A 25,625-nucleotide genomic window follows, 5' to 3' on the forward strand; every position below is an offset into this window, starting at 1 on the left:
ATGGCTATCAGCGTTTTCGACCTGTTCAAAATCGGCATCGGCCCGTCCAGTTCCCACACCGTCGGGCCGATGCGCGCGGCGGCGTTGTTCGTCGAGTCGTTAAGGAGCCAGCATCAACTGGAACAGGTGCGGCGAATCGAGGTGCAACTGTTCGGTTCGTTGTCGGCGACCGGTATCGGTCACGGCAGCGACAACGCGGTGATCATGGGTTTGATGGGCGAATGGCCGGACGCAATCGACCCGGCGCAGATCGGCCCGCGGATTCAGGCGCTGCGCGAAACTCATACCCTTCTATTGGATGGTCGTTTGTCGGTGCCGTTTGTCTGGGCGCGGGACATGCGTCTGATCGACGAGAACCTGCCGTTCCACCCCAATGCCATGACGATTGTGGCCGAGGGCGATCACGGCGAACTGCATCGCGACACCTACTATTCGGTCGGTGGGGGCTTCGTCGTGGATGAGGCGCAGGCGTCCAGTGGCGTGGTCGATCTGGATCGCACTGAACTGCCTTACGACTTTTCCAGCGCGGTTGAATTGCTGGAGCTTTGTAAAAAGAACAACCTGCGGGTCGCCGAACTGATGCTGGCCAACGAAAAGGTCTGGCGCAGTGAAGAAGAGATCCGTGCCGGCCTTATGAAACTGTGGCGGGCGATGCAGGATTGCGTCGAGCAGGGGCTGAAACACGAGGGCATCCTGCCCGGCGGTTTGAATGTGCGGCGGCGTGCGGCGAAGTTGCATCGCAGTCTTCAGGAATTGGGTAAGCCCAATGTGATTGGCTCGACGCTTAGCGCGATGGAGTGGGTCAACCTGTTTGCGCTGGCGGTGAATGAAGAGAACGCGGCGGGCGGGCGCATGGTGACGGCGCCGACCAATGGTGCGGCGGGGATCATTCCGGCGGTGCTGCATTACTTTATGAAGTTCAGCGAGGCGGTGACTGACGCCAACGTGGTCGACTACTTCCTCGGTGCGGCGGCGGTGGGGATTCTGTGCAAGAAGAATGCTTCTATCTCGGGCGCTGAGGTTGGCTGTCAGGGTGAAGTCGGCTCGGCGTGCGCGATGGCGGCGGCGGGGCTGGCAGAGATTCTTGGCGCTACGCCGGAGCAGTTGTGCAACGCGGCGGAAATTGGCCTGGAGCATAACCTTGGGCTGACTTGCGATCCGGTCGGTGGCCTGGTGCAAGTGCCGTGCATCGAGCGCAACGCGATTGCGGCGGTGAAGGCGATAAACGCGGCGCAGATGGCGCTGCGTGGTGATGGTCAGCACTTTATTTCGCTGGACCGGGTGATTCGCACCATGCGCGATACCGGTGCCGACATGCATGACAAATATAAAGAGACTTCGCGCGGTGGCTTGGCGGTCAGCGCGGTTGAGTGCTGAATCAGTGACACCGAGGTGAATTCTTCGCGAGCAGGCTCGCTCCCACATTGGAACCTGGCGTTCACCAATTTTGTGTTCGCTGGAGATCTACTGTGGGAGCGAGCCTGCTCGCGAAGGGGCCAGACCAGTCAAAACTGCTCACCAAGTGAACACGGACAATAAATCACGCCACCTTTTAGCGCGTCGCAAACAGATAAGAGTCTTTCCCAGCTGTTACATGCATTCAGCACCCGCTACCGTCCGTCACCCGTGCCTGCGGTGACACTCCCCACAAACTGCGCGCAGGCCAGTTCCCACAAGTGCTACCGATTTGCTCACAGACGTCGGGGCAGGGCTTTCACCGTCGCTGATGGCACTTCGAAATACCTTTCGTCGGACGGCTCGGATAGACACGTCGCGACGTCGTTTTCAGGAGTTATTGAACGGCCATCCAATTTTAGGCATGGCAATTGCTCTGTCATAACAAAGCCCGTCTCCCACGCGAGAACGCTGGCAATAACAAGAGCCTCCGCCTGAGGCCATCACCCGCTTTGTGTGAGGAGATACCGCGATGACGTCGTTCAACTCCGGGGCCCAACCCCAGAACCGTGCGCCTCAATCCATCGGCTTTCTGCTGCTGGACAATTTCACGCTGATTTCTCTGGCCTCCGCAGTAGAACCCCTGCGCATGGCCAACCAATTGTCCGGTCGCGAGCTGTATCGCTGGAGCACCCTTACCGTCGATGGCGGCCAGGTGTGGGCCAGTGACGGTCTGCAAATCACTCCCGACGCTTCCATGCACAAAGCCCCGCCACTCGACACTGTGATCGTCTGCGGCGGTATCGGCATTCAACGCACCGTGACCCGTGAACATGTCTCGTGGCTGCAAAGCCAGGCGCGTCAGTCCAAGCGCCTCGGCGCCGTGTGCACTGGCAGTTGGGCGCTGGCCTGCGCCGGGTTGCTCGACGGTTTCGATTGCAGCGTGCACTGGGAGTGTCTGGCGGCGATGCAGGAAGCTTTCCCGCGCGTGGCCATGAGCACGCGCTTGTTCACCCTCGACCGTAACCGTTTCACCAGCTCTGGCGGCACCGCGCCGCTGGACATGATGCTGCACCTGATCAGCCGCGATCACGGCCGTGAACTGTCCGCCGCGATCTCGGAAATGTTTGTCTACGAACGCATCCGCAACGAGCAGGATCACCAGCGCGTGCCGCTCAAGCACATGCTCGGCACCAATCAGCCGAAACTGCAGGAAATCGTCGCGCTGATGGAAGCCAATCTGGAAGAGCCGATCGACCTGGATGAGTTGGCGGTGTACGTCGCCGTGTCGCGTCGACAGCTGGAGCGGTTGTTCCAGAAATATTTGCACTGCTCGCCGTCGCGCTACTACTTGAAGCTGCGCCTGATCCGCGCCCGGCAACTGCTCAAGCAGACGCCGATGTCGATCATCGAAGTGGCGTCGGTGTGTGGTTTCGTCTCCACGCCGCACTTCTCCAAGTGCTACCGCGAATACTTCGGCATTCCGCCGCGTGACGAGCGCGTCGGCTCCAACACCACCCAGCAAGTGGCGATGTTGCCGCTGCCGCAGGCAATCGTGATGTCGCCGCTGTCGGGGCCGATGTCGGCGTTGAGTCAGGCGCGCAATGAATCGACATTTGCCAGCGTGAGGCTGTAGACCGAGTCATCGTTCTTCGTCGGAACGCCGCCCGGAGACAGGCTCGCTCCCACATTGGAATGCATTCCTACTGTGGGAGCGAGCCTGCTCGCGAATGGATTTATCAGGCGCTATGGCTTTGCTGGTAGTCCGCCAATGCCGGCAACAACTGTTTGTCGATCGCCTGGCGCACCGCAGGCTGAATGCTGGCGCCGCTGGTGTACATGTCCTTGACCATCTTGCGCAGTTCAAACGCGCGAACATTATCCAGACCGCGCACCGCGCACTCGCAAGCCTGATCGGCGGTAGTGCCGCTGGGTACTTGAATACCCAACGCCTTGAGCTGGCCCAACAAATCTTCCTGATCGATCAAATCGGCATACATCATGACGCGCATCCTTCTTCGGTAACGGAGGTCGTGGCTCGATTCTGGTAGCCACACCGGGGCACGGCAAGGGCGATTTGTCGCAGTGGCTGCGACGGCTATGAACAGGTCGTTTTCGGCTAACTTGCCGCTCAAGGGAGTGGGCACACTGAACTCAGCTTGCAACACGAAGGTTTGGTCACCCTCGCTTGGCAGCTCCTCAACAGTACCCTCTGCCCCGATCCTGTCACGGCTTGCATCGGGGCTTTTTTTGGGCTGTGATTCGGTTAGTAGCGCGTTGTTTGGACTGACGCTTTCGCGAGCAAGCTCGCTCCCACAGTTGAAATGCATTCCAATGTGGGAGCGAGCTTGCTCGCGAAGGACGATGATGCGGTCTAGCGCTGCAATACCAGAATCCGCGACAACAACTCATCCCGGTCGACATAGCAGCCCTGAAAATGTCGTGCCCCGGTAGCAGGATCAAACGCATTGCGCGCATGCAACGTGCGGCGGTTATCAAAGCACCACAGCTCACCGGGATTGAGCCGCTGCATCAGCCGAAACCGCGGCTCACGGGTCATTGCAATAAACCGCCGATACGCCCGATACAACAGCGGCATCTGCTCCACCGACGTCTCAAACGCCCCGCGCAAAAAGTTCGCCATGCGAATCTCGGCGACTCTGCCCAGAGCATCCAAAGCAATGATCGGCGCCAGGCAGCGATAGTCGCTGTGGCGATCCTTGTTGCGAAACTCCACGGGGATTTCACACAACGCCTTGAATGACTCGGGATCTTCCTGGCGCAACGCATCGGCAATCGCAAACCCATCAACAAAAATGCTCTCGCCACCCTCGGCGTCATTCACCAGGCAATGCAGAAATTGCAGCCCCGGTTGCAGCTCACGAGTGGGCAGGTCGGTGTGCAACGGCAGGTTGAAAGCGGTGTAGGCATTGCTGTCGGCATCGGCTTTGGATTGCACGTTGAACAGCACGCCGAAGTTGCTCTCGCGGATGAATGAAATGCGTTGCACGATGAGCTTCAGCGAGCCGGGTTCGGTGGGCACACCGCGCACTTGCGTCAGGCCGATGTCGCGAATGGCGATCATCCATTGCAGCAGGGTGGCATTGTCGTTCATCAGCGCCGCGTATTCGAATACCGGGAGTTGCAGATCGTTACGCCAAAGAAAGGGCTTGGGCTTGGCGGCCAGACGTTCGGCGCGGGATTCATCATCGTAGGCATGCGCGCGCAACCAGCCCGGATCGAAACGGCTGAGGTGACCGTTCGCCCAGTCGATGCGCAGGCAGCCGTCGGTATCGATGTGCGCGGCCGCTGGTTTCAGATCATCAGGCGCATCGACAATCTCGAATACCTGTTCACGGGTGACGTTGTAAACGCAACGTTCGCACGGGCAGTTGTCTCGCAACCAGACATGGTGAAACGGGCTGACGCGACCGTCAGCCCACTCAATGGCAACACGATCCGCCAGGCTCTGCACGCCACCGAGCGCGCTGATCAACGGATAAGTACGGAAATCGGCAACAGCGGCAGCGGTGTTCATGGCGGCTCCTTGCGATCGATGGATTTACCTTGCAGGTGGCAGCGCGATGACGCGGCCGAGGTAAGCGGGAACGGGCAGGTCTTTCTGTTCGGCGACGATGCTTTGCAGGAGGCCCAATGTGTCTGGGCTGAACGGTGCCGAGCGTGGGCCGGCGAGGTCGACGTGCAAGAGCATTTGTTCGTTGCCGGCCAGTTCCTGCTCATCGCCGACCTTGTGCAGGCTGTGATAGAGGTGCAGGCGTTTGCTGTCGTGACCGATGATTTGCGTGTGCACTTCGACCTCGGTGTCGAGCTTCACTTCGTGCAGGTAATTGAGGTGCAGTTCGAGGGTGAACAGTGAGTTACCGCTGGCTTCGCGGTGGTTGCTGTCCATGCCGAGACGGTCCATCAGGGCGTCGGTGGCGTAGCTGAAGATCAGCAGGTAGAAGGCGTCGCGCAGGTGGCCGTTGTAGTCGACCCAGTCGGGGATGATTTTGGTTTGGTAGGTGGTGAGGGTGGGCATGATTGGGTTCCGGCAGTTGGCGGGTCGTTAAGATAGCTACCCCCTCACCCCAGCCCTCTCCCCCAGGGGGGAGAGGGGGAAAGGGAGCAGATCGGGGGCCTTTCAAAACTTGAATTCGGCTCGGTGGTGCAAGTCGGCGTAACTCTAACAATCAACTCGGTCAGTCCCCTCTACCTCTGGGAGAGGGCTAGGGTGAGGGCAGCGGTTTGAAGCGACCCCATCACTCGCTGAACGTCATCCCATGTTTTTCCTTGGTGGTCTTCACCGCCTCAAGCACCGCCAGCAAGCAATCATCACGATAACGCTCCAGCGCCGAAATGCTGTGACGACCAAGCTGATCACTGGTGCCATCGACCACATCGTCAATCAACTTGTCCGTCAGTTCCGGCGCTGGCAGATAGGTCCACGGCAATTGCAACGCCGGGCCGAATTGCGACATGAAGTGGCGCATGCCCGCATCACCCCCCGCCAGCGTGTAAGTCAGGAACGTACCCATGAACGACCAGCGCAACCCGGCGCCAAACCGGATCGCATCGTCGATCTCGCCAGTGGTGGCCACGCCGTCATTGACCAGGTGCAGGGCCTCACGCCACAACGCTTCAAGCAGGCGGTCGGCAATGAACCCCGGCACTTCCTTGCGCACATGCAACGGACGCATGCCGAGAGATTCGTAGACTTTCATCGCCGCTTGCACAGCTTCCGGCGCGGTGTTCTTGCCACCGACCACTTCCACTAGCGGCAGCAGATAAACCGGGTTGAACGGGTGGCCAACCACGCAGCGCTCAGGGTGCGTCGAACTCTCGTAAAACTCACTCGGCAGCAGCCCCGACGTGCTCGAACCAATCAACGCATTCGGCTTGGCCGCTGCACTGATTTTGCTGTGCAGATCGAGTTTCAGCTCCAGACGTTCCGGGGCGCTTTCCTGAATGAAATCGGCATCCCGAACACACTCTTCGATGGTCGCGACAAAGCGCAGGCGATCCTGCGAAGCGCCCGGCGCCAGGCCGTTTTTCTCCAGCGCACCCCAGGCATTGGCCACGCGTTTGCGCAGCGCCGCTTCGGCGCCTGGCGCCGGGTCCCAAGCGACCACGTCGAGGCCATGGGCGAGGGCGCGGGCCACCCAGCCACTGCCGATGACACCACTGCCCAGCGCGGCGAAGGTTTTGATTTCGGTGATAAAGCTCATGGCGACATTCCTGAATAGTTCGGCGATCAACTGTGGGAGCGAGCCTGCTCGCGAATGCGCTGGCTCTGCTGCTGAAGACGCTTCGGATGGACCGGCCTCTTCGCGAGCAGGCTCGCTCCCACAGGGTTTTGAGGTGAGTTCCTTAACCGCGCTGGGTCAGGCCCATTTTCTTGCGGCCTTCCGCCGGGGTCAGCACGCGGGCGCCGAGGCGGCTGAGGATCTCGGTAGCGCGCTCGACCAGTTGGCCATTGGTCGCCAGCACGCCTTTGTCCAGCCACAAGTTGTCTTCCAGCCCGACCCGCACGTTGCCGCCCAGCAGCACCGCTTGCGCCGCCATCGGCATCTGCATCCGGCCAATCCCGAACCCGGCCCACACCGCATCCGCTGGCAAGTTATCGACCATGGCTTTCATGGTCGTGGTGTCTGCCGGCGCGCCCCACGGAATGCCTAGGCACAACTGGAACAACGGGTTATCCAGCAAACCTTCTTTGATCATCTGCTTGGCAAACCACAGGTGACCGGTGTCGAAAATCTCCAGCTCGGCTTTCACACCCAACTCGGTAATACGCTTGGCGCCGGCCCGCAGTTGCGCCGGGGTGGAGACGTAAATGGTGTCGCCATCGCCGAAGTTAAGGGTGCCGCAATCGAGGGTGCAGATTTCCGGCAGCAACTCTTCAACGTGGGCGAGGCGGGTCAGCGGGCCGACCAGATCGGTGTTCGGGCCGAACTCCATCGGGTTCTCGCCGGCGCCGATTTCGAGGTCGCCGCCCATGCCGGCGGTGAGGTTGACGATGATGTCGACATCGGCCTCGCGGATGCGCTCCATCACTTCGCGGTACAGTGCCACGTCACGGCTGAACTTGCCGGTCTGCGGATCGCGCACATGGCAGTGCACAACGGTGGCGCCGGCCTTGGCCGCTTCAACGGCTGCCGCTGCGATCTGTTTCGGGGTGACCGGCACGTGCGGGCTCTTCGCGGTCGTGTCGCCAGCACCGGTGAGTGCGCAGGTGATGATGACGTCGTGGTTCATGGTGCGGTTTCCTTCAGGCGTGATGGCTCTGTCCGCAGCCCTTTTTCGGGCTGCGTAGCGTCGGTCAGTCCTCTCTCCCGTCAGGGAGAGGGGCTTTTCAATAGAGGGTTATTTGCTGGTCAACTGAAGGTTTTCAGCGGCCGGTTTGCCATCGAAGGTGGTCACACCTTCCAGCCAGCGCTGCTTGTCTTCGGGGTGATCCTTGAGCCATTGCCTGGCCGATTCGAAAGCGTCCTTGTGGTCGAGCAGCGGCTGCATCATCCGGCTCTCGTCCTCGGCGGTGAACGTCAGGTTGGTCAGCAGACGGCCAACGTTCGGGCACTGCTCGGCGTATTTCGGTGCGGTGACGGTCCACACGGTGGCCATGCCTTCGTTCGGGCCGAGGGCGTCGTCGCTGCCGGTCAGATAAGTCATTTTGACGTTAACGTTCATCGGGTGCGGCGCCCAGCCGAAGAACACCACAGCCTCTTTGCGGCGCACGGCGCGATCGACAGCGGCGAGCATGCCGGCCTCACTGGACTCGACCAGCTGAAATTTGCCGAGACCGAACTGGTTCTTGGCGATCATTGCCTTGATCTGCGTATTGGCGCCCGAGCCTGGCTCGATGCCATAGATCTTGCCGCCCAGTTCTTTTTCGAATTTGGCGATGTCGGCGAAGGTTTTCAGGCCCTTGTCCGCCAGATAAGTCGGCACCGCGAGGGTCGCACGGGCATCTTTCAGGCTCGGCGCTTCGAGAACTTTGACCTGATTGGCGTCGACGAACGGCGTGATGGTCTGTGTCATCAGCGGGTTCCAGTAACCGAGGAACAAGTCCAGACGCTGATCGCGGATCCCGGCGAAGATAATCTGCTGGGACGCGCTGGTTTGTTTGGTGTTGTAGCCGAGGCCGTCGAGCAGGACCTGGGTCATGGCACTGGTGGCGATCACGTCGGTCCAGTTGACCACGCCCATACGTACGTTCTGGCACGCTGCCGGGTCGGCCGCCATGACGCTGGCGCTCAAGAAAGCGGTACCGCTGAGTGCAAGAACACAGCTGCTGATCAGTCGTTTCATGTCGGGTTCCTCGGCAGGTCGTTTATTGTGGTTTCCGGCGTCTGATGCGCCGGTGATGCAAAGTTACGCAGCAATGCGCCCGTGAAAACGCACTGCGGCGACTGGCATTTGCACTGTAGCGACCTGTGCGCTTGAACGCCGACGACAATCGGCGTATCAACGAGCCACGCTCCCCTCCCTCTCGTTACCCGCGAATCGAGTGCGCACATGTCTCAGGATTTCTACTTTCTGCTGATGCCGGGGTTCTCCGCCATCGGCTTTATTTCCGCGATCGAACCGTTGCGCGTGGCCAACCGCTTTCGTGGCGAGCTGTACCGCTGGCATGTGTTGAGTGCCGATGGCGGGGCAGTGCTGGCGAGCAATGGCATGTCGGTCAACGCCGACGCCGCGCTGGAGCCGCTGAAGAAAGGTGCGACGTTGTTGGTGGTGGCCGGGTTTGAACCACTGAAGTTCGCCACGCCAACCCTTGAACACTGGTTGCGGCGGCTGGACAACGAAGGCGTGACCCTCGGCGCCATCGACACCGGCAGCTTTGTCCTTGCCGAGGCGGGCCTGCTCGATGGCCATCGCCTGACCCTGCACTGGGAAGCCATCGACGCCTTCAAGGAATCTTATCCACAGCTCAGCGTCACGCAGGAATTATTCGAGATCGACCGTCGACGCATTACCTCGGCGGGCGGCACGGCTTCCATCGATTTAATGCTCGATCTGATCGCCCAGGCCCACGGCCCACAACTGGCGATTCAGGTCAGCGAGCAGTTTGTGCTGGGGCGCATTCGTCCGCGCAAAGACCACCAGCGCATGGAAGTCGCCACGCGTTACGGCATCAACAACAAGAAGCTGGTGCAGGTGATCGGCGAAATGGAACAGCACAGCGAACCGCCGCTGACCACGCTGCAACTGGCGGAATCGATCAAGGTGACGCGGCGGCAACTGGAGCGCTTGTTCCGGCTGCATCTGAATGACACGCCGAGCAATTTCTATCTGCGCCTGCGCCTGGAAAAAGCCCGGCAGCTACTGCGCCAGACCGACATGAGCGTGCTCGAAGTCAGCATCGCCTGCGGCTTCGAGTCCCCGTCGTACTTCACCCGCAGCTACCGGGCGAAATTTGCCCGGTGTCCACGGGAGGATCGACGTACGATACCTATAGATTAGAGGTTGAATATTTTGGTAACTGGAAGTCTATAAAGACTACCGCTAACAGTTCTTTTTTATTTTTGGGGGGTTAGCGGATTTTGTTATAACCTCTGTTTTGATAGGCTACACATTCTAAATAGCCGGGAAAGTTGCTATCGGTGAGAAAGTCTTTTCTTTCTCGTGCCCATCCGTCATAAGTTCTTATTTGGATGTAGTGGTTTTCTTCGGTCTTGGCTGTCCATCTATCCTGTCTTTGGATGCTGTTAATCTCGGCGCTTCGACCGTATATCAGTATCCCTCGGGGGGCATACATTGTGATCGCGTCCCCGGATTTTCGTCTTAAAGGTTCTAATTGTTGACTTAGTGATTCTCTATTTTTGGAGCACCAAATTAGCCAGTCATTGACTTGTTGCAATGCTTGATTGAAATCTTGAGTAAATTGATCGTTTTTTGTGAAGATGGATTTGCTCGGGCTTTCTAGCTCGACCAGATAAACAAAGCACCGTCCCGACTGAGGGTTAACATATGAAAAGTCAGTTACGTAGTCGGTGCCAAGTGGAAATTTTCGTATAACAGCGTTGCCCATGAAGTACCCGCTTCCGCAGATGGCTCCAACATTAGACTCGAAAAAATTTTGGCAGTCGCGCTCTTCGGGGTTTGTTTGTAATAGTGCTTCTAGTGTGTTGTTCGTCATGTTTTATTTTAATGTTTTAGTATGTTTGTGATTGTGCTGATTTTTTTGCGTGAAGTAAATTTGGTCTTGTTGTATTCGTTTCACTATGCATCAGTCATAGTGAGTGTAAATAGATACGGTCTCGGTACGAGCAGATTAATTTTTACCGATCAATCCCTAGATTTTTTTAACCAATGCCGCGCAACCGGCCTTGTACGCCTCATGCTGATACTTGTTCAGCGTTCCCGGCAGCTCAAAGTTGTGTTTCTTGGCCTGGGCATTGATCGTCTGCGGAGACAGCAGCGTCACCTCGCAGCCATCCAGCAACTGAAACACGCCCTCGATCTTGAACGTGGTCGGCCCGCCGGCAAATTCGCCCTTCTTGCTGCGCTTCTTGATCGCGATGCGATCAATGGCGTTTTCCCGCACAAAAGATGCTACCTGCGCGGCGAATATTTTGACGTTGGCCGCCTCGTCGTCATCGTCCAGCGCAATTTTCTTGGTGCTCAGAGCGACATGGCTCAGCACCGAACCGTTGACGGACGCCACGGCGATGATCGCTTCACTGCCTTTGATTTCGATTCCGCAGATGTTCATGTGTGTACCTTAATTGGCTAAAGCACTGCAGCTTACAACTCTAGAGGGGTATCGGAAATGGCAAACGCTGCTTCAGTTTTCTCCCTGTGGTCTCGTGCGTTGTGGCGATGCTCTAAAAATGATGGTGCAAAGTTTTTTCGGGCCCCTCCTATCGAGCCGAAAGCTTTCTCAAAAAGTGATAAAGATTTGTGTCGTGCATTACTGGTACTAGCGTAGAGATGTTCCCTGTATTTAAATTTACGTGTTTTTTTGGAGTGCGCCCTTCTCGTATGTCGCGCTCATCCCAGCGGCTCCTGGATTTAAAAAAAATTTCATTTTCTTTTTGTTGTGATTTTTGAGGCTGTTTTGCATCAATCATAGCGTTTAATTTTTTGAGGCTTATAAGTCTTGGATCTGGTTGTAAGAAAAAAGAATCCCCGATAGAGGGCCAGAATGTTGTTTTAATGTTTGCTTCAGGGAAAAGCCAGTTTTTATCTAGCGCCCCGATATATTTTTTAGAATTTGTTTTTAGTATAAAGTTTATTGCGATTACTTCTTCTTCAGAGACCTCTCTTCCGAACTGAATAGTGCTGGTGTCAAATACGCTGGTTTCGTAGTACTTCGGCGATGATCTTATTTTTAGGAGGTTCATGCCTGGATTTTTGACTAATTCAGGACGAGTGATGATCAGGCATCTGTCGATGCAAAGAGGGAATATCGTCTGCGTTCCAACTCTTTCGATGATTGCTTGGCCCGCTATTGTACATTCATTAGATTTTGGAAATACTTTCCGATTGTAAGTCGTGATAGGCGCGTCAGAGATTATGAATTTTGTTTGGGATTGAGTGCAAGATACTATTTCCCATATCCCTTCCGTCCAACTATTCAGGAATAACTCGTATGAAACTCCCATGGCTCCGATTTTGAATTGATGATTCATTGCTTTTGTATTGTCAAAGATCTCAAGCATCTTTGGTGTTCTGAAGAGTTGGGCACACATGAATTTCACAAAATCTAAAAAACTTTCCGTTGTGTTTTCTAACGATTCAGGATGTGAGATGCTTGAAATGGTTTGCTCTCCCTTTCTGTCTACATCGCCGAAAAATTTCTTTTCTACTATGTCGGTCGAATTCTCTCCAAAATAAAGTGTGTATAAATGCTCCTTCTTGAATGCTTTTTTTGTTCCGAAGTGTTCGAGTTCCCTTTTTGGGGTTTTTCTTCCGTCTTTTTGTGTATTAAATCCTGGGTTTAAATCTAGATAATGAAGTTTGGTGTTTTGTGGGTAGTTGATAAATCTCTTCTGCAGCCACTGAGGAACATAGTGATTGTTTTTTGTGAAATTCCCTTTCATCGATTTCCCGTCAAATAATTGTTTGAGTCAAACTGGTGGCAGGACTGGCCAAGCCGACCTCCGCTGGCTGTTGTATAGCTTGTTCGATCAGCATTGAATGGCGTACGGGCGATTTACTCTTGGCCTATCGACTCCAAAAACTCCGACCGCTCATCACTCATCCGCGCCACGCAGTCATTCTGCGCAATCGTGAACGCCTTGCTCCCCGCCGTCGCCGGGAACGCTTCCACCGCGCAATCGGCATCCCGCGTCTTCAGCCACTGCTGCTGAGCCGTCTTCAGCTTGGCAGTGATGTCCGCCAGTTGCGTCGCGTTTTTGCCGTACGCGGTCTGCATGCGTTCGGTCAGGCTGGCGTAGTTGTCCTTGAGCAGGTCTTCGGCGGTGGTGCGGCTGTAGGTCGAGCATTCCAGGGTCTGGACGTCGTTTTCGACGGCGTCGCAGGGGTTGTTGTCGGATTCCTCAGCGGCGTGTACGCCGGTCGCCATCAGTGCCAAAGCCAGGAAGATCGATTTCATTGTTGTCGCCGCTCTAATCCAGTGGTGTTTCCAAGATGGGCCAGATTCTGGCTCAAGCTGGCGGGCTTGAACAGGTAGCTGATCGGAGCGTCTGGCGACCCTTTGTCGCGGATTGACGCTTTCGGCAATTCCCCTGTCGTTTTTGCACCCGGTCGCCCCGGCACCGAGGCATATGCTGGCCCCAAAGCGCCGGCAGACGATTCGGCGCATGAATTGCCAATAAGGGGACGCCTGATGAGCCCAGCCGAATTACACGCCGACAGCATCGTTATCGACGGTCTGATCATTGCCAAATGGAACCGCGAGCTGTTTGAAGACATGCGCAAGGGCGGTCTGACGGCAGCCAACTGCACGGTGTCGGTGTGGGAAGGCTTTCAGGCGACCGTGAACAACATCGCTGCCAGCCAGAAGCTGATCCGCGAAAACAGCGACTTGGTGATGCCGGTGCGCACCACCGCCGACATCCGTCGCGCCAAAGAACAGGGCAAGACCGGCATCCTCTTCGGCTTCCAGAATGCTCACGCCTTTGAAGACCAGATCGGCTATGTCGAGGTGTTCAAGCAGCTCGGCGTTGGCATCGTGCAGATGTGCTACAACACCCAGAATCTGGTCGGTACCGGTTGCTACGAACGTGACGGCGGCTTGTCGGGTTTCGGTCGCGAAATCGTTGCCGAGATGAACCGCGTCGGCGTCATGTGCGACCTGTCCCACGTCGGTTCCAAGACTTCTGAAGAAGTCATCCTCGAATCGAAAAAACCGGTCTGCTATTCCCACTGCCTGCCGTCGGGTCTCAAAGAGCACCCGCGCAACAAATCCGATGAAGAACTGAAGTTTATTGCCGACCACGGCGGTTTCGTCGGCGTGACCATGTTCGCGCCGTTCCTCGCCAAGGGCATTGATTCGACCATCGACGACTACGCCGAAGCGATCGAATACGTGATGAACATCGTCGGCGAAGACGCCATCGGCATCGGCACCGACTTCACCCAGGGTCACGGTCAGGACTTCTTCGAATACCTGACCCACGACAAGGGCTACGCCCGCCGTCTGACCAGCTTCGGCAAGATCATCAACCCGCTGGGCATCCGCACCGTCGGCGAGTTCCCGAACCTGACCGAAACCCTGCTCAAGCGCGGCCATCCCGAGCGCGTCGTGCGCAAGATCATGGGCGAGAACTGGGTCAACGTCCTGAAAGACGTCTGGGGCGAGTAACGCTGACTCAAGACCGCCGCCGATCTGCTCCCTCTCCCTCTGGGAGAGGGCTGGGGTGAGGGCTGCGGCCAACACTGAATCTAAAATTTTTCTGGAGTTAAGTTTCCATGGCCAAGATCGCCCCGCAATTGCCAATCGAAGTCGACAGCGAGACCGGTGTCTGGACCTCCGACGCCCTGCCAATGCTCTACGTACCGCGTCACTTCTTCGTGAATAACCACATGGGCATCGAAGAGGTTTTGGGCGCTGACGCCTACGCAGAAATCCTCTACAAGGCCGGCTACAAGTCCGCCTGGCACTGGTGCGAAAAAGAAGCCGAATGCCACGGCCTGGAAGGCGTCGCGGTGTTCGAGCACTACATGAAGCGCCTGTCGCAACGCGGCTGGGGCCTGTTCAAGATTCAGGACATCGACCTCGACAAAGGCACCGCCAGCGTCAAGCTCGAACACTCGGCGTTCGTCTACGTCTACGGCAAGGTCGGGCGCAAGGTCGATTACATGTTCACCGGTTGGTTTGCCGGGGCCATGGATCAGATCCTTGAGGCGCGCGGCAGCAAGATCCGCACGGTTGCCGAGCAAGTCTACGGTGGCTCCGAAGAAGGCCACGACGACGGCCTGTTCACCGTCAAGCCGTTGTAAGTCGAGGAACCCGCCATGGCTTTCGAAGCAATGTTTCAGCCGATCCAGATCGGCAAACTGACCATCCGCAACCGCGTGCTCAGCACCGCGCACGCCGAGGTCTACGCAACGGACGGTGGCATGACCACCGACCGCTACGTCAAGTATTACGAAGAGAAAGCCAAGGGCGGCATCGGCCTGGCAATCTGCGGCGGCTCCTCCGTGGTCGCTATCGACAGCCCGCAGGAATGGTGGAGCTCGGTGAACCTGTCGACCGACCGGATCATTCCGCATTTCCAGAATCTGGCCGACGCCATGCACAAGCATGGCGCCAAGATCATGATTCAGATTACCCACATGGGCCGCCGTTCGCGTTGGGACGGCTTCAACTGGCCGACCCTGATGTCGCCGTCGGGCATCCGTGAGCCAGTGCACCGCGCCACTTGCAAAACCATTGAACCGGAAGAAATCTGGCGGGTGATCGGCAACTACGCCCAGGCCGCGCGCCGGGCCAAGGCCGGTGGTCTTGACGGCGTTGAACTGTCGGCGGTGCACCAGCACATGATCGACCAGTTCTGGAGCCCGCGCGTCAACAAGCGTACCGATGAGTGGGGCGGCACCTTCGAAGGCCGGATGAAGTTCGGTCTGGAAGTGTTGAAAGCCGTGCGCGCCGAGGTTGGTGACGATTTCTGCGTGGGCATGCGTCTGTGCGGTGACGAGTTCCACCCGGACGGTTTGTCCCACGAAGACATGAAGCAGATCGCCAAGTATTACGACGACACCGGCATGCTCGACTTCATCGGCGTCGTCGGCTCGGGTTGTGACACGCACAACACCCTGGCCAACGTGATTCCGAACATGAGTTATCCACCGGAGCCGTTCCTGCATTTGGCCGCCGGGATCAAGGAAGTGGTCAAGGTGCCGGTGCTGCACGCACAGAACATCAAGGACCCGAACCAGGCCACGCGCATTCTCGAAGGCGGTTACGTCGACATGGTCGGCATGACCCGCGCGCACATCGCCGACCCGCACTTGATCGCCAAGATCAAGATGGGCCAGATCGACCAGATCAAACAGTGCGTGGGCGCCAACTATTGCATCGACCGCCAGTACCAAGGCCTCGACGTGCTGTGCATCCAGAACGCCGCGACGTCCCGTGAGTACATGGGCGTGCCGCACATCATCGAGAAATCCACCGGGCCGAAACGCAAGGTTGTGATCGTTGGTGCCGGCCCTGCCGGGATGGAAGCGGCGCGTGTTGCTGCCGAGCGTGGCCACGACGTGACCCTGTTCGAGAAGAAAGAATTCATCGGCGGGCAGATCACCACCGCATCGAAAGCGCCGCAGCGCGACCAGATCGCCGGTATTACTCGCTGGTTCCAGCTGGAACTGGCGCGGCTGAAAGTCGATCTGCGCCTGGGCACGGCGGCTGATGCCGACACCATCATGGACTTGCGTCCGGACGTGGTGGTGCTGGCGGTCGGTGGGCATCCGTATCTGGAGCAGAACGAACACTGGGGCGCCGCTGAAGGTTTGGTCGTCAGCAGTTGGGACGTGTTGGATGGCAAGGTCGCACCGGGCAAGAACGTGCTGGTCTACGACACCATTTGCGAGTTCACCGGGATGTCGGTTGCCGACTTCCTCGCCGACAAGGGCAGCCAGGTCGAGATCGTCACCGACGACATCAAACCGGGTGTGGCCATCGGTGGTACGTCGTTCCCGACTTACTACCGCAGCATGTACCCGAAAGAAGTGATCATGACCGGCGACATGATGCTGGAGAAGGTCTACCGCGAAGGCGACAAACTGGTCGCGGTGCTGGAGAACGAATACACCGGCGCCAAAGAGGAGCGGGTGGTCGATCAGGTGGTGGTGGAGAACGGCGTGCGTCCGGATGAAGAAATCTACTACGCGCTCAAAGAGGGTTCGCGCAACAAGGGCCAGATCGACGTTGAAGCGTTGTTCGCGATCCAGCCGCAACCTTCGCTGAGCGAGGCGGGCGACGGCTATTTGCTGTTCCGCATCGGCGACTGCGTGGCGCAGCGCAACACCCACGCCGCGATCTACGACGCGCTCAGACTGTGTAAAGACTTCTAAAGGCTTGCACACAACCCTGTGGGAGCGAGCTTGCTCGCGAAAGCGGTGGATCAGTCGACATCGATGTTGAATGTCAGTCCGCCTTCGCGAGCAAGCTCGCTCCCACAGTGACCGAGTAAGGCAACTCGACCTGCAAGACCCTGCGGTCTTTGGGAGCTTCACCTATGTTGAACACCCTTCTTCCAATCCTGTTGTTCGCAGCTATCGGCCTTGGTGTCCTTGGCGCGTTGCGGCGGGTAGCGATGTGGCGCCGGGGCCGGGCCTCGAAGGTCGATCTGATCGGCGGCCTGTTCGCCATGCCCAAGCGCTACATGGTCGATTTGCACCATGTCGTGGCGCGGGACAAATACATCGCCAACACCCACGTCGCCACGGCGGGCGGGGCGGTGGCGTCGATTGTGCTGGCGTTGCTGGTGCACGGTTTCGGCCTGCACAACCGCATCCTTGGTTACGCCTTGCTGTTGATGACGGCGGTGATGTTCGTCGGTGCGCTCTTCGTTTATCTGCGTCGGCGCAACCCGCCGGCGCGGTTGTCGAAAGGCCCGTGGATGCGCCTGCCGAAAAGCTTGCTGGCATTCTCGGCGTCGTTCTTTCTGCTGACGTTGCCGGTGGCCGGGATTCTCCCGGAGAACTTTGGTGGCTGGGTGCTCGCGGCCATTTTGGCGATCGGCGTGCTGTGGGGCGTGTCGGAACTGTTCTTCGGCATGACCTGGGGCGGGCCAATGAAACACGCCTTTGCCGGAGCCTTGCACCTGGCTTGGCACCGTCGCGCTGAACGTTTTGGCGGAGGTCGTTCCACCGGTTTGAAGCCGCTGGACCTGAATGATCCGAGCGCGCCACTGGGCGTGGAAAAACCCAAGGATTTCACCTGGAACCAGTTGCTCGGTTTCGACGCCTGCGTGCAGTGCGGCAAGTGCGAAGCGGCGTGCCCGGCCTTCGCTGCCGGCCAGCCGCTTAACCCGAAAAAGCTGATTCAGGACATGGTCGTCGGCCTCGCTGGCGGCACCGATGCCAAGTTCGCAGGCAGCCCGTATCCCGGCAAACCAGTGGGCGAACACAGCGGCAATCCGCATCAACCCATCGTCAACGGCTTGGTCGACGCCGAAACCCTGTGGTCGTGCACCACCTGCCGCGCCTGCGTTGAGGAATGCCCGATGATGATTGAGCACGTCGACGCCATCGTCGACATGCGCCGTCACCTGACCCTGGAAAAAGGCGCGACGCCGAACAAGGGCGCCGAAGTCCTCGAAAACCTGATCGCCACCGACAACCCGGGCGGTTTTGCCCCGGGCGGGCGAATGAACTGGGCGGCGGATTTGAACCTCAATCTGCTCAGCGAAAAGAAATCCACCGACGTGCTGTTCTGGGTTGGCGACGGTGCCTTCGACATGCGTAACCAGCGCACTTTGCGCGCGTTCGTCAAAGTGCTGAAAGCGGCAAAAATCGACTTTGCCGTGCTCGGTCTCGAAGAACGTGACAGTGGCGACGTGGCCCGCCGTCTCGGTGACGAAGCGACCTTCCAGTTGCTCGCTAAACGCAACATCCAGACCCTGGCCAAATACAGCTTCAACCGCATCGTCACCTGCGATCCGCACAGTTTCCATGTGCTGAAAAACGAGTACGGCGCGTTCGAAGGCAACTACCTGGTGCAACACCACAGCACTTACATGGCGGAAATCATTCAGGCCGGTGCACTCAATCTCGGTCAGCACAAAGGCAACAGCGTGACCTATCACGATCCGTGCTACCTCGGCCGCTACAACGGTGAGTACGAAGCGCCGCGTGAAGTGCTGCGTGCGCTCGGCATTGAAGTCAAAGAGATGCAACGTTCCGGCTTCCGTTCGCGCTGCTGCGGCGGTGGCGGCGGGGCGCCGATCACTGATATTCCGGGCAAACAGCGGATTCCCGACATGCGCATGGAAGACATCCGCGAAACCGGTGCCGAGCTGGTGGCCGTGGGTTGTCCACAGTGCACGGCGATGCTCGAAGGCGTGGTCGAACCGCGGCCGCTGATCAAGGACATCGCCGAACTGGTCGCCGACGCGCTGCTCGAAGACGCTGCGCCAAGCAAGCCTGCCACCCCGGCCAAACGTGAACCTGCGGAGGCCCACTGATGAGCGACATTATCCGCCGCGACCCGCGCGCCGAATGGATTGCGCGTAACCGCCTGCATCCGCTGCACGCGGCGATGCAACCGGCGCAACACAGCTGGATGGGGCCCAACGGCATCATCCGCAAGAACCTGCACGGCATCGGTTTTATCGGCCCCAACGGCATCAAGCGTATCGACCGCAGCGGCGCGCAACAGGGCGGGGCGGTCAAACGTACCGCCGCTGTGGACGTGCAATTGCCGCTGCGTCAGGTGCCGGCCCCGGCGTTCTACATCAGCGTGGTACCGGACATGGTCGGCGGCCGCTTGAGCCGTCACGACCGCGACTTGCTCGGCCTCGCCCATCAGCTTGCCGGCCAGGATGGCGCAGTGTTGGCGGTGATCTTTGGTGAGCACAAGGAAAGCGCTTTTGCGACCGCAGGCGTCGATCGCTTGCTGGTGCTCGAAGGCGAACAGTTCAGCGGTTATGCACCGGAACAGCGAGTGCAAGGTTTGCGCGCTGTGGATAACCAGTTCAACCCGCGCCACTGGCTGCTGCCGGACAGTCGCAGCGGTGGTGGCGAGCTCGGCCGACGCTTTGCCGCTGCATTGGGCGAGCGCCCGGCCACACGGGTCTGGCAGGTCAAGGATCAGGAATGTATTGGCCGCGCAGGTGCTGGTTTGCAAGACCTTGCCCGTCCGGTTTCGCGGTTGATTCTCGCCGCCGCCGAATGCGCCGAGCCAGTCAGCGAAACCCGTCACGAAGCGTTGCCGGTGGAGTTATCCACAAGTGTCGTGCGCAGTCTTTCGCGAATCGAAGATCTCGGTGCGGTGGCGGTGGACCCAGCGGCGATTCCGATGGCCGAAGCCGAGTTCATTTTCTCTGGCGGCAACGGCGTCAAGGACTGGGCACTGTTTCACGAAACGGCCGCAACACTTGGCGCCACCGAAGGCGCCTCGCGGGTCGCGGTGGACGATGGCTTCATGGCCCGTGATCGCCAGGTCGGCGCGTCCGGCACCTGGGTCACCGCGCGGGTTTACGTGGCTGTGGGTATCTCCGGGGCGATACAGCACCTGCAAGGCATTGGCGCTTGCGACAAAGTGGTGGCGATCAATCTTGATCCGGGTTGCGACATGATCAAGCGTGCCGATTTGTCGGTGATCGGCGAGAGCGCAGAGATTCTTCAAGCGTTGATCGAAGCGGTCGCGGCTTACCGCAACGAAGCCAAGCGCGATGCGGCTTAAGGAAACGCTATGAACACGAAAGTTATCAGTCTGGTTTCAATCGGCGCCCACCCGACTTCCGGCAGGCCACGCCGCGCCGACCAGGACGCGCGCGCCGTGGAACTCGGCCTGCAACTGGCTGGGGATAACCTGCAAGTGCTGCACGCCGGCGACGTTGCGGAACCGGCGTTGCGCGCCTATCTGGGCATGGGCCTGGAGCAGATGCACGTGCTGGAGCAACCGGCTGGCGCCGATGCGCTGCCGGCGCTGACCGCGTATCTGCGTGATGCCGGGGCGCAGGTGGTGCTGACCGGCAGCCAGGCGGAAACCGGGGAAGGTTCGGGGATGTTGCCGTTTCTGCTGGCGGAAGGTCTGGGCTGGCCGCTGGTAGTGGGGCTGGCTCAGGTGGAGTCGATCAATGACGGTTCGGCGCTGGTCCTGCAGGCGTTGCCGCGTGGGCAGCGGCGGCGCTTGAAGGTCAAGCTGCCGTTTCTGGCGACTGTGGATAACGCTGCGCCGAAGCCTCGGCAGAGTGCTTATGGGCCGGCGCGACGGGGTGTTTTGCAGGCTGACGATGTTGAAGTGGTGGACGATGAGTTGCTCGCGGTTGCCACTTTGCAACCGGCCAAGCCTCGGCCGAAACGCTTGAAGGTGATCAAGGCCAAAAGCGGGGCGGACCGGATGAAAGCCGCGACGGCCAAGGCCAGTGGCGGCGGTGGGCAGGTGCTCAAAGGGGTTACTGCACAGGCCGGGGCTGAAGCGATCCTCAAGTTGCTGATCGAAGAGGGCGTCGTCCGCTGAAAGCCCCTCACCCTAGCCCTCTCCCGGAGGGAGAGGGGACCGACCGAGTGGTATTGGCTAATTACATCGACCTGCGATTGCGCGGTGACCTTGGCTTGGCCAAGCCTGAGATCGCAATGTTCGTTCAGGTCGATGGGGTTCAAATAGGCGATTCGGTCGGCTCCCTCTCCCTCTGGGAGAGGGCTGGGCGGGCGGCGTTCCGATGAGGGTAGCTGTTTACCCACAATCCCTGTTGGCGGATCTGTGGATAACGTGTTCGCCCCTCTCTAGATCCCACGCCAATCAAGCCCTACAGCCCTCCGATCAAAAAACAACCAGCCTAAGTCACGGATTTTCAGGGCTTTTTCTCTTGGATAACTGAGCAAGTTGCCCCCAATCTCTGTTGGCGCTTCTGTGGATAAGATGTTCGCTATCCGCTAAGACCCATACAAACCGTGGCCTGCGAAGAATCGATCAAAAAACAATCAAATCAGCTGTTTCTACGCAAAACTCCCACGCAAACCCCGATTTCACACAGCCTCCAGCGCTTTTCCACAGCAAAGCCAAAGTTACCCCCGAACTCTGTTGGTGCTTCTGTGGATAACGTGTTTGCCATCCGCTACAGGTCATTAAAACCGTGGCTTTCAAGGATGTGATCAAAAAACAGCCAATGCCTCTCGCAAACCGTACTTCTGGATAAGTCACGATTTTTCTTCACAAATCAGTCCGTTATTTTCCGAGTCATCCACAGTTACCCCCATTTGCTGTGGGTGGCTATGTGGATAACTTGTTCGCCAAACCCTGCAAGCCCCGCCCTGCATAGTCCAAACGGCAATTGATCACATTTCATACAGTTCTAAGGCGTTGCCTTGACTTCGATTCCAGCGCTGTCTTCACTGCAATGGCACAAGGACAGCCGTCACTTATCCACATCAGGTTCTGGGAGAACGCATGATGGATAGCCCGTCGCACCGCCCCCCGCCCGTTCCACGCAAGCGCACGCTTCGGCGCGCCGCCAATCAGCACGCTCGCCTGTAGCGCGCTCGACCTGCCAGACCGCTGTGCTGTCGCCGGACTCGTTCCGGAGGCCAGGTGCCCGTTCGCCCATTGATTGCAGGCAACCGCAGAGTTGCTCCCATCTGCCTGATTAGAGGATGCACCTCATGACACGGATCGCAACGCCCATCAGCGAGATCAAGGAACACTACGATGTCATCGTTATCGGTTCAGGCTACGGCGGCGGCATTGCTGCGTCGCGCCTGTCCCGTGCCGGCAAGCGTGTGTGCCTGCTCGAACGCGGTCGGGAAATCCAGCCCGGCGAATACCCCAACACCATGATCGCCGCTACCGAAGAACTGCAGGTGCATGACCCGGATGGTCATATCGGCTCGCGCACCGGTTTGTTCGACTTGCACGTCAACGCTCAGCAAAACGTCGTGGTCGGTTGCGGCCTCGGCGGCACGTCGCTGATCAATGCCAACGTTGCCCTCGAGCCGGAGCCGGGTGTGTTTGATGACCCGCGCTGGCCGCAAGCGGTACGTGAGCACCGCGACACGTTGCTCAAGGACGGTTATGCCCGCGCCCGGGAAATGCTCAAACCCAATCCTTATCCGAGCACTGCGCCGAATCTGCCCAAACTCGACGCCAACAAAAAATCGGCGGATTACCTCAAGCAAGGCGCGCACTTCTACAAGCCGCCGATCAACGTGACCTTCGACAAATTGCCGAATAACCTCAACCACGTCGGTGTTGAGCAACTGCCGTGCAACCAGTGTGGCGACTGCGTGTCGGGCTGTAACAACAAGGCCAAGAACACCACGCTGATGAACTATCTGCCGGACGCCTGGAACCACGGCGCGGAGATTTTCTGTCAGGCGGAAGTGCGGCACCTGGAGCGCGATGGTGATGGCTGGATCGTGCACTTTCAGTATCTGGACAGCGGTCGCGAGAAGTTTTCCGCGCCAACGTTGTTTGTGAAGGCTGACATCGTCGTGGTCTCCGCTGGCACGCTCGGCTCCACGGAAATCCTCCTGCGCACGCGTGACAAAGGCGTGGTGATGTCCGGCCAGCTCGGCGAGAACATGAGCGGCAATGGCGACATCCTCGGCTTTGGCCACAACTGCGAACAGGTCATCAACGGCATCGGTTTTGGCGCGCACCCGGCCAAGGAATTGCACCCGGTCGGTCCGTGCATCACTTCGGTCATCGACATGCGCACCGAAGGCGACTGGCGCAGCCGCATGGTCATCGAAGAAGGCTCGATCCCCGGCGCGCTCGGCCGGCCGATGGTGCCGGCGATGGCCGGGTTTGCCGAGATGATCGGCGTGGCCAGCGACGACAGTTTCAGCGCCAAGGTGAAATACAAGGAGCGAGAAGCGGAAAGCTTCCTGCGCGGCCCGTATTACGGCGCACTGCACAACATGCAGACCTACCTGATCATGAGCCACGACAGCGGCCAGGGGCGGATGATCCTCGACAATAAAGATCAACTGCGCATCGATTGGCCCGGCGTTGGCGAGCAGGAGAACTTCAAACTCGGCAACCAGCGTTTGCAGCAGAGCACCCAGGCGTTGGGCGGGGTCTGGGTGGAGAATCCGATCTGGACCAAATTGCTCAAGCACAGCATCGTTTCGGTGCACCCGTTGGGCGGTTGCGTGATGGGTGAAGACGCGGCGCAAGGCGTGGTCAATCACAAGGGCCAGGTGTTCAGTGGCGCCAGTGGCAGCGATGTCTACGCCAATTTGTACGTGACCGATGGCGCGGTGATTCCGACGTCATTGGCGGTGAATCCGTTGCTGACGATTTCCGCCGTGAGCGAGCGCAACATGAGCCTGCTTGCCGCCGACCGTGGCTGGCAGATCGACTACACGCTGCCCTCGGCGCCACGCAAAGCGGTGGCGCCGCCGACCCTTGGCGTGCAGTTCACCGAAACCATGAAGGGCTATTTCTCTCGCGCCTTCACCGCTGCGCAAAGCACCGATCTGAAAGTCTACGAAGCGGCAGCCAAACGCGGCGAGGCGGATAATTCGCCGATCGACTTCACCCTGACCATCACCGCCAATGACATGAACCGGATGATCAAGGAGCCGGAACACGCAGCGACCATTGTCGGCACGGTGAACGCGCCGGCGCTGTCGCCGCAGCCGCTGACAGCGAGCAACGGCGTGTTCAACCTGTTCGAGCAGTTCGAGCAGCAGGTCGATACGCGCCACATGAAATACGACATGAAACTGACCGCCGAGGACGGCAGCGACTATTTCTTCAGCGCCTTCAAAACCGTGCCGGAAGACAACGGCGTGCTGAACATCTGGCACGACACCAGCACGCTCTACGTGACGCTGTATCGCGGGCCGGACAAGACTGGCGAGGTGATCGGCTCCGGGGTGATGCACATCCATCCGACCGATTTCGCCAAACAGATGACCACCATGAAAGTCCTCAACGCGCGCAACGAGCGTGAGCGCATCGAAGGGCTGGCGCGGTTCGGCAAGTTCTTCGCCGGGATTCTCTGGGAAAGTTACGGCGGCGTGTTTGCCGGCGATATCTACTTCAACCCCGACGCACCGCCACGGCTGAAACGACCGCTCGATGCACCCGTACCGGCGGTGCACTTCTTCCCGACCGAAGACGGCGTGGAGCTGCGGCTGACCCGTTATCAGGCTGGCAGCAAAGGCCCGGTGATGCTGGTGCATGGCTTGGGGGTGGGGTCGAATATCTTCTCCACCGACACCATCCAGACCAACCTTCTCGAATACCTGTGCAAGCACGACTATGACGTGTGGCTGCTGGATTTTCGCGTGAGCATTTTGCTGCCGGCGAGCAAGAAGGAGTGGAACGGCGACCAGATTGCCCAGTATGACTTCAAGGCTGCCATCGCGCAGATCCAGCAGCAAACCAACGCCAAAGACGTGCAATGCGTGGTGCATTGCTATGGCGCGACGACGTTTTTCATGTCGCTGCTCGCCGGGTTGCAGGGCGTGCGTTCGGTGGTCTGCTCGCAGATTGCTGCGGACACGGTGGTCGCCACGGCGACGGGTTTGAAGGCCGGTTTGCACTTGCCGGGGATGCTCGATGCGATCGGCATCAAGTCGATGACCGCGTACGCCGACAGCAAGGAGAACTGGTTCAACAAGCTCTACGACAAGGCCCTCAATGGCTACGCGCGGATCGAGGCGCAGGGCTATTGCACCAACCCGGTGTGCCACCGCATCACTTTCATGTACGCGTCGCTGTATCGCCACGACACCCTCAACGAAACCCTGCACGACAACCTGCACGAGTTGTTCGGCGAGTCGAACATCGAGACCTTCGAGCACCTGGCGCTGATCGTGCGCAAAGGGCACCTGGTGGATTTCAAAGGCAACGATGTGTACATGCCGCACTTTGACCGGCTGACCATGCCGATCTGCTTTATCAGCGGCGCCGACAACCAGTGCTATCTACCGGAAAGCACCCTCAAGACCTACCAGCGTTTGTGCGATATGCACGGGCCAGAGCGCTATAGCCGGCAAGTGGTGCCGGGCTACGGCCACATCGACTGCATGTTCGGCAAGAACGCGGTGGTCGATGTCTATCCGATCATCCTTGAACACCTAGAGAAAACGGCCCTCGGCTGACTGCAGACCGAGTCGACCGCTTCGCGAGCAGGCTC

General features: G+C 58.7%; 20 protein-coding genes. 10 read left to right on the forward strand and 10 right to left on the reverse strand.

Annotation, left to right across the window (positions count from 1 at the left end):
- The gene (locus A8O26_RS18075) at positions 1–1,377 is read left to right on the forward strand and encodes an L-serine ammonia-lyase (RefSeq protein WP_064119195.1); all 1,377 of its coding nucleotides are present in this window, start codon (positions 1–3) and stop codon (positions 1,375–1,377) included.
- Between the two features lie 550 nt (positions 1,378–1,927).
- Entirely contained in the window at positions 1,928–3,031 is a 1,104-nt protein-coding gene (locus A8O26_RS18080; protein ID WP_007949927.1) for a GlxA family transcriptional regulator, read from the forward strand.
- Between the two features lie 103 nt (positions 3,032–3,134).
- Here A8O26_RS18080 and A8O26_RS18085 read toward each other — a convergent pair whose 3' ends face one another.
- From A8O26_RS18085 to A8O26_RS18110, 6 genes are all read right to left on the reverse strand, one after another.
- Entirely contained in the window at positions 3,135–3,398 is a 264-nt protein-coding gene (locus A8O26_RS18085) for a hypothetical protein (protein WP_016983943.1), read from the reverse strand.
- A 371-nt stretch (positions 3,399–3,769) separates the two neighbouring features.
- Positions 3,770–4,933 carry a gamma-butyrobetaine dioxygenase gene (locus A8O26_RS18090; RefSeq protein ID WP_064119196.1) on the reverse strand — a complete coding sequence of 388 codons (1,164 nt, stop codon included), beginning with the start codon at positions 4,931–4,933 and terminating at the stop codon, positions 3,770–3,772.
- 24 nt (positions 4,934–4,957) lie between these two features.
- Complete coding sequence (locus A8O26_RS18095) at positions 4,958–5,434, reverse strand: thioesterase family protein (protein WP_064119197.1); 477 nt, start codon at positions 5,432–5,434, stop codon at positions 4,958–4,960.
- Positions 5,435–5,654: 220 nt separating this feature from the next.
- On the reverse strand, positions 5,655–6,620 hold the full coding sequence (locus A8O26_RS18100) for an L-carnitine dehydrogenase (protein WP_064119198.1): 966 nt from the start codon (positions 6,618–6,620) through the stop codon (positions 5,655–5,657).
- 142 nt (positions 6,621–6,762) lie between these two features.
- Positions 6,763–7,650 (reverse strand): 3-keto-5-aminohexanoate cleavage protein, encoded by an 888-nt coding sequence (locus A8O26_RS18105; RefSeq protein WP_016983621.1) that lies wholly within the window; start codon positions 7,648–7,650, stop codon positions 6,763–6,765.
- Positions 7,651–7,758: 108 nt separating this feature from the next.
- Positions 7,759–8,703: a choline ABC transporter substrate-binding protein gene (locus A8O26_RS18110; RefSeq protein WP_064119199.1), complete on the reverse strand. Its 945-nt coding sequence runs from the start codon at positions 8,701–8,703 to the stop codon at positions 7,759–7,761.
- Between the two features lie 207 nt (positions 8,704–8,910).
- Here A8O26_RS18110 and A8O26_RS18115 point away from each other — a divergent pair, with 207 nt between their 5' ends.
- Positions 8,911–9,858: a GlxA family transcriptional regulator gene (locus A8O26_RS18115; protein WP_064119200.1), complete on the forward strand. Its 948-nt coding sequence runs from the start codon at positions 8,911–8,913 to the stop codon at positions 9,856–9,858.
- A gap of 70 nt (positions 9,859–9,928) precedes the next feature.
- Here the strand turns inward: A8O26_RS18115 and A8O26_RS30525 are convergent, their stop codons facing one another.
- The 4 genes from A8O26_RS30525 to A8O26_RS18130 all read right to left on the reverse strand — a co-directional run bounded on the left by A8O26_RS30525 (position 9,929) and on the right by A8O26_RS18130 (position 12,955).
- Positions 9,929–10,534: a Shedu immune nuclease family protein gene (locus tag A8O26_RS30525; RefSeq protein ID WP_081265215.1), complete on the reverse strand. Its 606-nt coding sequence runs from the start codon at positions 10,532–10,534 to the stop codon at positions 9,929–9,931.
- 156 nt (positions 10,535–10,690) lie between these two features.
- A complete protein-coding gene (locus A8O26_RS18120; RefSeq protein ID WP_064119201.1) occupies positions 10,691–11,110 on the reverse strand; it encodes a DUF3010 family protein in 420 nt (139 codons plus the stop codon).
- 148 nt (positions 11,111–11,258) lie between these two features.
- On the reverse strand, positions 11,259–12,440 hold the full coding sequence (locus A8O26_RS18125; protein ID WP_064119202.1) for a DUF4238 domain-containing protein: 1,182 nt from the start codon (positions 12,438–12,440) through the stop codon (positions 11,259–11,261).
- A 113-nt stretch (positions 12,441–12,553) separates the two neighbouring features.
- Positions 12,554–12,955: a lysozyme inhibitor LprI family protein gene (locus tag A8O26_RS18130; RefSeq protein WP_064119203.1), complete on the reverse strand. Its 402-nt coding sequence runs from the start codon at positions 12,953–12,955 to the stop codon at positions 12,554–12,556.
- 234 nt (positions 12,956–13,189) lie between these two features.
- Between A8O26_RS18130 and A8O26_RS18135 the strand changes: the two genes are divergently transcribed.
- The 7 genes from A8O26_RS18135 to A8O26_RS18165 all read left to right on the forward strand — a co-directional run bounded on the left by A8O26_RS18135 (position 13,190) and on the right by A8O26_RS18165 (position 25,590).
- Positions 13,190–14,167, forward strand: a complete 978-nt coding sequence (locus A8O26_RS18135; RefSeq protein WP_034153590.1) for a dipeptidase — start codon at positions 13,190–13,192, stop codon at positions 14,165–14,167.
- 107 nt (positions 14,168–14,274) lie between these two features.
- Positions 14,275–14,805, forward strand: a complete 531-nt coding sequence (locus tag A8O26_RS18140; protein ID WP_005792152.1) for a DUF5943 domain-containing protein — start codon at positions 14,275–14,277, stop codon at positions 14,803–14,805.
- Positions 14,806–14,820: 15 nt separating this feature from the next.
- Positions 14,821–16,881 carry a dimethylglycine demethylation protein DgcA gene (dgcA, locus tag A8O26_RS18145; RefSeq protein ID WP_016983627.1) on the forward strand — a complete coding sequence of 687 codons (2,061 nt, stop codon included), beginning with the start codon at positions 14,821–14,823 and terminating at the stop codon, positions 16,879–16,881.
- 164 nt (positions 16,882–17,045) lie between these two features.
- The gene (dgcB, locus tag A8O26_RS18150; RefSeq protein WP_064119204.1) at positions 17,046–18,995 is read left to right on the forward strand and encodes a dimethylglycine demethylation protein DgcB; all 1,950 of its coding nucleotides are present in this window, start codon (positions 17,046–17,048) and stop codon (positions 18,993–18,995) included.
- Positions 18,995–20,215 (forward strand): electron transfer flavoprotein subunit alpha, encoded by a 1,221-nt coding sequence (gene etfA / locus A8O26_RS18155; RefSeq protein ID WP_064119205.1) that lies wholly within the window; start codon positions 18,995–18,997, stop codon positions 20,213–20,215. Before dgcB ends, etfA begins: the two co-directional genes overlap by 1 nt.
- A 9-nt stretch (positions 20,216–20,224) precedes the next feature.
- Positions 20,225–20,995: an electron transfer flavoprotein subunit beta gene (gene etfB, locus A8O26_RS18160; protein ID WP_064119206.1), complete on the forward strand. Its 771-nt coding sequence runs from the start codon at positions 20,225–20,227 to the stop codon at positions 20,993–20,995.
- A gap of 1,142 nt (positions 20,996–22,137) precedes the next feature.
- Positions 22,138–25,590 (forward strand): alpha/beta fold hydrolase, encoded by a 3,453-nt coding sequence (locus A8O26_RS18165; RefSeq protein ID WP_064119207.1) that lies wholly within the window; start codon positions 22,138–22,140, stop codon positions 25,588–25,590.
- Positions 25,591–25,625: the final 35 nt, after the last annotated feature.

Origin of the sequence: Pseudomonas fluorescens, assembly GCF_001648775.1 — a bacterium.
Lineage (GTDB): Bacteria > Pseudomonadota > Gammaproteobacteria > Pseudomonadales > Pseudomonadaceae > Aquipseudomonas > Aquipseudomonas fluorescens_M.

Coding starts and splice junctions, on each gene's coding strand:
- A8O26_RS18075 (WP_064119195.1), top strand. CDS start 1: ATGGCTATCAGCGTTTTCGACCTGTTCAAAATCGGCATCGGCCCGTCC.
- A8O26_RS18080 (WP_007949927.1), top strand. CDS start 1,928: ATGACGTCGTTCAACTCCGGGGCCCAACCCCAGAACCGTGCGCCTCAA.
- A8O26_RS18085 (WP_016983943.1), bottom strand. CDS start 3,398: ATGATGTATGCCGATTTGATCGATCAGGAAGATTTGTTGGGCCAGCTC.
- A8O26_RS18090 (WP_064119196.1), bottom strand. CDS start 4,933: ATGAACACCGCTGCCGCTGTTGCCGATTTCCGTACTTATCCGTTGATC.
- A8O26_RS18095 (WP_064119197.1), bottom strand. CDS start 5,434: ATGCCCACCCTCACCACCTACCAAACCAAAATCATCCCCGACTGGGTC.
- A8O26_RS18100 (WP_064119198.1), bottom strand. CDS start 6,620: ATGAGCTTTATCACCGAAATCAAAACCTTCGCCGCGCTGGGCAGTGGT.
- A8O26_RS18105 (WP_016983621.1), bottom strand. CDS start 7,650: ATGAACCACGACGTCATCATCACCTGCGCACTCACCGGTGCTGGCGAC.
- A8O26_RS18110 (WP_064119199.1), bottom strand. CDS start 8,703: ATGAAACGACTGATCAGCAGCTGTGTTCTTGCACTCAGCGGTACCGCT.
- A8O26_RS18115 (WP_064119200.1), top strand. CDS start 8,911: ATGTCTCAGGATTTCTACTTTCTGCTGATGCCGGGGTTCTCCGCCATC.
- A8O26_RS30525 (WP_081265215.1), bottom strand. CDS start 10,534: ATGACGAACAACACACTAGAAGCACTATTACAAACAAACCCCGAAGAG.
- A8O26_RS18120 (WP_064119201.1), bottom strand. CDS start 11,110: ATGAACATCTGCGGAATCGAAATCAAAGGCAGTGAAGCGATCATCGCC.
- A8O26_RS18125 (WP_064119202.1), bottom strand. CDS start 12,440: ATGAAAGGGAATTTCACAAAAAACAATCACTATGTTCCTCAGTGGCTG.
- A8O26_RS18130 (WP_064119203.1), bottom strand. CDS start 12,955: ATGAAATCGATCTTCCTGGCTTTGGCACTGATGGCGACCGGCGTACAC.
- A8O26_RS18135 (WP_034153590.1), top strand. CDS start 13,190: ATGAGCCCAGCCGAATTACACGCCGACAGCATCGTTATCGACGGTCTG.
- A8O26_RS18140 (WP_005792152.1), top strand. CDS start 14,275: ATGGCCAAGATCGCCCCGCAATTGCCAATCGAAGTCGACAGCGAGACC.
- dgcA (WP_016983627.1), top strand. CDS start 14,821: ATGGCTTTCGAAGCAATGTTTCAGCCGATCCAGATCGGCAAACTGACC.
- dgcB (WP_064119204.1), top strand. CDS start 17,046: ATGTTGAACACCCTTCTTCCAATCCTGTTGTTCGCAGCTATCGGCCTT.
- etfA (WP_064119205.1), top strand. CDS start 18,995: ATGAGCGACATTATCCGCCGCGACCCGCGCGCCGAATGGATTGCGCGT.
- etfB (WP_064119206.1), top strand. CDS start 20,225: ATGAACACGAAAGTTATCAGTCTGGTTTCAATCGGCGCCCACCCGACT.
- A8O26_RS18165 (WP_064119207.1), top strand. CDS start 22,138: ATGACACGGATCGCAACGCCCATCAGCGAGATCAAGGAACACTACGAT.